The organism is Corynebacterium sp. (assembly GCF_022712275.1).
Classification (GTDB): Bacteria; Actinomycetota; Actinomycetes; order Mycobacteriales; family Mycobacteriaceae; genus Corynebacterium.
This window is the reverse complement of sequence record NZ_JALAGU010000054.1, coordinates 132214-138440: the sequence shown is the minus strand read 5'-3', so window position 1 is coordinate 138440 and position 6227 is coordinate 132214. Positions and strand designations below refer to the sequence as shown.

Genomic DNA, 6227 nt, shown 5'->3' with positions numbered 1-6227 from the left:
GTGCGGGCGACGAACGGGTCCAGCAGCGCACTGCCGCCCAGTCCGAGGTTGTGGAGGTCGACGTCCGTAGCGTGTGCGGCGATGACCGGCCAGGTGCCGGTCGGGTGGGGCGCGTTTGACCCGTGTCTGACGGAACTGCTGTGATGGACCCACCGGGGCCTGGTCCGGGGAACCGGGGACAGCGGACGGTTGGACCGGAGCGCGACGATGCGTGCGGGCAGGTGCGCGTTCTGCTCCGCGAGCACACCGATCTCGGGGTCGGCCTGGCTGAGGCCGTAGAAGTATCGCGGGTCCCCGGGGCCGGATCTACTCAGCGGGAACGACGCGTGTTCGATGCGTACCCATCGTCGCCTCCGCTCACGCGTTCTCCTGGGCGGCCGCGTACAGGACAGGCACGATGTCCTGGGTACGGCCGGTCTCCTCGATGTTGTGCCGGATCCAGTGGTCTGCAGTGTCTCGCGAGAACACCCGCGGGCCGATCGTGCGGTTCAGCAACGGACCGACCAGCGGGAGGTCGAAGTCGACGACCGTCTCGGCGTAGAAGCTGACCCCGCCGGGAACCGGGGCGTAGCGATGCGTGATCCGGCCTCCGGGGCGGTCTCCGGGGCCGAGGATGTTGAACGAAAACTCCGACTCGTCCAGGACGGTCGTGTGCATTACCTGGTGGATACGGTCGCGATAGTCGTTGAATTGCTCGTCGATGCGGGAGCGCGCTCCGACGCGGAAGCCGTTGTTCTTCGCTCCGCCGGGCGCGTCGCTCATGGGGGTGACGCGGATGTGGTCACGGTGGTGCCACAGATGGTAGTTGAGGATCTCCGGGCCGGAGAAGTCCTCTCCGTTCCAGGTGGTGGTGCCCGCGAGATTCTCGAACCACCACTTGAGCATCTCGGGTGTGACACCGGCGAGATCGTCATGCTCGATCTGAACGCGCAGCGATCCGCGAGAGTCTACTGAGACGTTCGTCCACTTCGCTGAGGACTCCGGTTTGAACGGCAGCTTGCCGGCGCGCTGGAGTGCCTGGCGGGCGAGGAGACGCTGCTGGCGCAGCGCGTCGTCGACAGGGATCATCGAATTGTCTTTCCGGGGAGCTTTCATGGACTGATTCCTTTCGGGGTTTCGTCGCGGCCCAGTCCGCCGACGACGGCGTGATAGGTGAGATCGCGGAGTCTTCCCGCCAGGTCTTCGACGGATTCGCGTTGCGGATCGGTGAACCAATCGAGCATCGTCCAGGACACTGCAGCGGCGATCGCCGTAGAGGAGGTTTCGAGTGGAAGCGGACCGCGGGCAAGCGCCGCGGAAACGGGCGTCCGGGACCGGAACTCCGCGGCAAGATACTCGATGATACGTGCCTGCACATGATGGCCTCCGTGCCCTAGCAGGACGCGGCGGAAGAACTGTGCGTGGGGTGCGATGCGCTCGAGTGCCTGCGTGATAGTTGCTTTCATGACGTCGCGTCGCTCGACACCGTTCGCCTTGACCGGGTTGGCGGGGAGGGCTGCCATGATCCTGGCGACCGCAGCTTCCGCATAAGCTGTCGGGAGATCCCCGAACGCCGCATAGAACGTCGGGCGGGTGACACCGGCACGTGCCACAACCATCGTTATGGTGAGCTCCGAGGGATCGCGCTCGTCGAGCAGTACGGTGACGGCGTCGAGGAGCCGCGACTTGATGCCGGGTCTGGGGTAGCTCACCATGGTCCGCATTTTACATTTGTAAGATTACTCGGATCAAGGGGGCGTGACGTTTTACGGGGTCCGGTCACAGGCGATCTTGTTCGTGATGAACTTCAAGAACCTTGCCGACCGGTACTGCGAGGACCACTCCGAGACAGGTCGGTCAGATCGCTAGCGGCGCCGCGCTCTCAGGTTCGGATGTCGACGTGCTTCCCGTCCGGCTGCTCGAGCGCCCGATCCCACGCTCGGTGCCCGCTGGCGCGATCGCGCCGTGAATCGTGCATTGTGTCAGGGGGTGGCTGGCACTCTCTGCACTGGACGCGAGCGCTACGTCGCCATCTGGTCTCGCTGCACTGACAATGGAGAGCTGGAGGAGGATGCGATCGAACACGACCTGCAGATCACCGGGACTCCCCGAACTGACGGATGTAGAGGACATCACCGGTGCGCGCTCGCAGGTGCCCTGACCATAGCTCTGGAGCTTTGACAGTATTCTTGTCCGGAACACTGCGAATCTTCCGGGCCGGGTGCGAGGTAGTCACGGTGCATGAGCGGGGCCGCTGCGGCGTTGAGCACCGGGCGCGGACGAGGGGAGGAGCCCTATCAGGTTGCTCTCCAACGTGGAACCGGCAACCGCCGGCGCAGCAATGAGCGTCGCTGATGCCGTCCACGTCCCGGGGCGGATGACTAGATTGGGCGTCGTGAACTCCACCCGAGAAGAACCCACCACCGCCGAAGACCTCATGCGCTCGCGCTTCCAGGCGTTCAAGGACGCGGACGCCGACTGGCTGCTGTACACCTGGCATCCGTCGACCCGGCCGGAGTCGCTTGACCTGAGCGACAACCCGAGCTGGCGACGCCTTCAGATCGTCGACACCGTCGACGGCGGACCGGAGGACACCACCGGCATCGTCGAGTTCCGGGCGACCTACCGTGAGCCGGGCGGGGGAGTCGGTGTGCAGGAGGAGCGCTCCCGCTTCGTCCGGGAGAACGGCCGCTGGTTCTACGTCGACGGTGACGTCAGCTGATCTCCGGATCACCAGTTCGCAGGTTCAGCAACCCTCCGGCCCGCAGGCCTCGGCGTCCTGCGCCCCGTCGACAGAGAGGAAGGACGGCGTCCCGGGGTGGGACGCCGCCCACGCCTGTTCCAGGGCCCGTGTGAAGACCTCGGTCGGCTGTGCACCGGGCACCGCCCACTGCATGTCCAGCACGAAGGTCGGAACGGAGTTCAGCCCGAGGGACGCAGCCTTCCGCACATCCTCTTCGACCGCCGCGATGCGTGACCCGTAGGTGAGCTCCGACAGGACCTCCGAGGTGTCCAGACCCGCCTCGGTGGCCAGGCGGACGAGGGTGTCGGCGTCACCGATATCTTCACCGTGCTCGAAGTGTGCGGCGAACAGTGACTCCTCCAGACGCTCCACCGCGGCGGTGTCCCCGGACTCCCTCGCCAGCTGGATGACCTGGTGGGCCCGTAGGGAGTTCGCGACGATGAGGCTGTCGAAGTCGTAGGTCAGGCCTTCACCGGCACCCTGCTCGGCGACATGGCCGACCATCGCCCGGACCTGCTCCACCGGCATACCCTTGGTCTCGGCGAGATACTGTGCCTCACTGCGGTCGTCATGGTCGGGGAGCGTGGGGTCGAGCTGGTAGGAATGCCAGGTCACCGTCACCTCGTCACGGTGGGGGAAGGCGGCGAGGGCGCGGTCGAACCGACGCTTGCCGATCCAGCACCAGGGGCAGGCGACGTCGGACCAGATATCGATATTCACGCCCGGTGCAACGCGCCGCGTGGCCTGTACATTCCCCGGTCATTCCCGATCCGAAGGTTTCCGGCGACTACGGTGGGGGAGGATGAAGCTGATCAGCTACAACCTCCACCACAACAATGCGGCCGGCGAACTGACCCCGTTGGCGGCTCTCCACGACCCCGATGCGCTGTGCCTGCAGGAGGCGGACACTGAGACCCTTCCCACCAGAATCGGCGACCTGGAACTGGTCCAGTCGACCTCGGGAAGCCGCCTCGGCCTGGCGGTCTACCTGCGGACCAGTCGCTTCGACCCCCGCTCGATGCTTACCGTCCCGCTGGAGAAGTCACTGCACGACCTGGTGATGAAGCCCGGCGAGGAGCGGCTCGCCACGGTCCGTGCCCATGACGCCGTCCACGGCGGTGAGGTACTCATCTCCTCCTTCCATGCCGCCCCGTTGACCGCCAGCAACTCGCTGCGGCGCCAGCAGATCCGCACCGCCTTCTCCGCACTGCACGATCTCGGCCCCGGTCTGCCGTCGATGATGGTCGGTGACTTCAACTACCCGGTCTTCCAGGCAGGACTGGCCAGGCATGTCAGCTCCTACGGCTACGACCTCTCCAGCAGTGATACCTCCACCTACCGCAACTACGGGGTGCTGCGCGGACGCTACGATCTGGCCATGTCCCGTGGCTATCTCGACCCGACGGTCACCTCGCTGCCGCAGGAGGGCTCGGATCACCTGCCCATTCTCGTGGAGACCGCGCTGGAGCCGGTGCCCGAGGCCGCGCCGGGCGAGTTGGAGACCGTCCCGAAGACCCTGGTTCTGCCGACCGGTCGGCGCTACCGGCAGCGGCGCGTCAAGCTGATCTGATCCGGTCCTGGAGTTCACTGAGATCCAGTGTGAGCCGGTCGCACTCCCGGAGGTGGTCGATGACTGCGCGTCGGGAGCCCGGTCGGCTGGTGAGCAACTGTTCCCCACGGGACATCAGTGTGTTCACCCGGGCGAACAGTGTGGCCTGCTCGTCGGTGGGCTGCTCGGACCAGTAGGCGGACTCCAGCACGGTACCGACGCCCCGGCCCTCCTGGATCCGGTCCCAGGCCACGATCTGTTCGCGCAGCGAGGTGGTGGACAGGGTCGACAGCTCGTCGAGGACCTCGCGCAGCGCCTCGTCCTCCCGATCAACGCGGCGGTCGGCGAAAACCGCCGCCCATGCCCAGATGACCGTGGCCACTGCACCGGCCACGCCGCCGACGACGAGGACGCCGCCACCGATGATCAGGGCGAGCTTCAGTGCCCAGAGGGCCAGCCAGATGCCCAGGGAGACGATGATGAGCAGTGCACAGCCGGAGCCACCGGCGGACTTCTGCGATGCCATGGTAGGCCCTCCTAGTCCAGGTTCCAGTCGAGGCCGACACCGGTCAGCCAGATACCCACCACGACGGCGAGGGCACCTCCGATGAGGGCGAGGACGGTCCACCCCGTCGCGGTGGTCGGACTCTGCACCCGGGAGCGTCGGTAGACGAGGTGATCGTCGTACTCCTCGAGCGTCCTGGTCGTGGTGTTGATGAGTGCCCTGCGCCGGGAACGCTCGGCGTCCCGCTGGTCAGGGGTTCCACCGGTGGTACCAGTGGGAGCGGACACACCGATGCGTGGCTGCACCGGTGGCGGGGGTTCGGTCGTGCCGTGGACGGAGCGTCGTTCGGCCAGGACGCTGTCGAGGTCAGCGGAGGGAACCGGGGGAACGGTGGGTGTTCCGGTGTTCTTCGGGGCTCTGTCTGGAGTCTTCACGGAACGTGACTCTAGGAGACGGACCGGACGGGATTACGGGGCCTGCGTCGAACTGTCGAACAGTCGGACGACAACAGTGACCACGACCAGGACGAGGGAACCGACCAGGAAGCCGACGACGGCCGAGCACCCGGTCTCTACCAGCCACTGCGCCGCACCGCCGGCGGAAGCGACCACATCCTCCAGGTGGTGGACGATCTCGTGCGGCAGATGCCAGCCCAGCTCGTCGGTGCCGTTGGTGAGGATGTGGCCGCCGACCCACAGCATCGCCGCGGTACCGACCACCGACAGTATGGCGAGGATCTTCGGCATACCGGCGACCATGGCCCGGCCCGCCTTCTGGATCAGGCCGGTGCGTCCGGCGTCCCCGACGGCCAGTCGCAGGCCGATATCGTCCATTTTCACCAGCATGCCCACCACGCCGTAGACACCGACGGTGATGACCAGGGCCACGACGATGAGGATCGCGGAGCGCTCGAGGAACGGCTTGTCTGTCACCTCGTTGAGCGAGATGACCATGATCTCCGCCGAGAGGATGAGGTCGGTCATCACCGCTCCCTTGACCAGCGAGGCTTCGTCCCCGGGGCTGCTGTCCGCGGCAGAGTCATCATGGTCGCCGTGCCCGTGCCCGCCCCGACGGGCAGCGACGGCGTGCCAGATCTTCTCCGCACCCTCGAAGGAGAGGTAGGTGCCGCCGACCATGAGGATCGGGGTGAGGGCCCACGGAGCCAGCCAGCTGAGCAGCAGGGCGATCGGCAGGATGATGACGATCTTGTTGACCAGTGATCCCTTGGTGATCTTCCAGACGATCGGCAGTTCCCGGGCCGGCGTCACCCCCTCGACGAAGCCGGGGGCGACGGCGGCGTCATCGACAACGACTGCAGCGGCCTTCGAGGATGTGGACGCGGCGGAACTCGCGACGTCACGGGTGGCGACGGCAGCCTTCCTCGCGATGAGTGCGACGTCGTCGAGCAGGGCGAACAGGCCACCGGCCATGGAATGTCCTTACAGGGGAAG

8 protein-coding genes are annotated in these 6227 nt (G+C 66.3%); 2 read left to right on the top strand and 6 right to left on the bottom strand.

Translation table 11 applies throughout. The features are described 5' to 3' along the window. Positions 1–357: 357 nt before the first annotated feature. Together Q0A27_RS14550 and Q0A27_RS14545 are read right to left on the bottom strand one after the other, a co-directional pair. Positions 358–1095, bottom strand: a complete 738-nt coding sequence (locus Q0A27_RS14550; protein ID WP_291476520.1) for a hypothetical protein — start codon at positions 1093–1095, stop codon at positions 358–360. After that, a complete protein-coding gene (locus tag Q0A27_RS14545) occupies positions 1092–1694 on the bottom strand; it encodes a TetR/AcrR family transcriptional regulator (RefSeq protein ID WP_291476518.1) in 603 nt (200 codons plus the stop codon). The genes Q0A27_RS14550 and Q0A27_RS14545 overlap by 4 nt, the downstream gene beginning before the upstream one ends. A gap of 680 nt (positions 1695–2374) precedes the next feature. On the opposite strand from Q0A27_RS14545, the gene Q0A27_RS14540 reads away from it, so the two are divergent. Continuing rightward, positions 2375–2701, top strand: coding sequence for a YchJ family metal-binding protein (locus tag Q0A27_RS14540; RefSeq protein ID WP_291476516.1), 327 nt, complete (start codon positions 2375–2377; stop codon positions 2699–2701). 24 nt (positions 2702–2725) lie between these two features. Here Q0A27_RS14540 and Q0A27_RS14535 read toward each other — a convergent pair whose 3' ends face one another. Then, positions 2726–3442, bottom strand: a complete 717-nt coding sequence (locus Q0A27_RS14535) for a DsbA family oxidoreductase (protein WP_291476514.1) — start codon at positions 3440–3442, stop codon at positions 2726–2728. 82 nt (positions 3443–3524) lie between these two features. Here Q0A27_RS14535 and Q0A27_RS14530 point away from each other — a divergent pair, with 82 nt between their 5' ends. Beyond that, positions 3525–4292 carry an endonuclease/exonuclease/phosphatase family protein gene (locus Q0A27_RS14530; RefSeq protein WP_291476512.1) on the top strand — a complete coding sequence of 256 codons (768 nt, stop codon included), beginning with the start codon at positions 3525–3527 and terminating at the stop codon, positions 4290–4292. On the opposite strand, the gene Q0A27_RS14525 is transcribed toward Q0A27_RS14530, so the two are convergent. The 3 genes from Q0A27_RS14525 to Q0A27_RS14515 are packed head-to-tail and all read right to left on the bottom strand — an operon-like array spanning position 4279 to position 6206. Next, complete coding sequence (locus Q0A27_RS14525; protein ID WP_291476510.1) at positions 4279–4797, bottom strand: hypothetical protein; 519 nt, start codon at positions 4795–4797, stop codon at positions 4279–4281. The genes Q0A27_RS14530 and Q0A27_RS14525 overlap by 14 nt on opposite strands. A gap of 11 nt (positions 4798–4808) precedes the next feature. Next, positions 4809–5210, bottom strand: a complete 402-nt coding sequence (locus Q0A27_RS14520) for a hypothetical protein (RefSeq protein WP_291476508.1) — start codon at positions 5208–5210, stop codon at positions 4809–4811. 33 nt (positions 5211–5243) lie between these two features. Further along, positions 5244–6206 carry a DUF808 domain-containing protein gene (locus Q0A27_RS14515; RefSeq protein ID WP_291476506.1) on the bottom strand — a complete coding sequence of 321 codons (963 nt, stop codon included), beginning with the start codon at positions 6204–6206 and terminating at the stop codon, positions 5244–5246. Positions 6207–6227 lie beyond the last annotated feature (21 nt).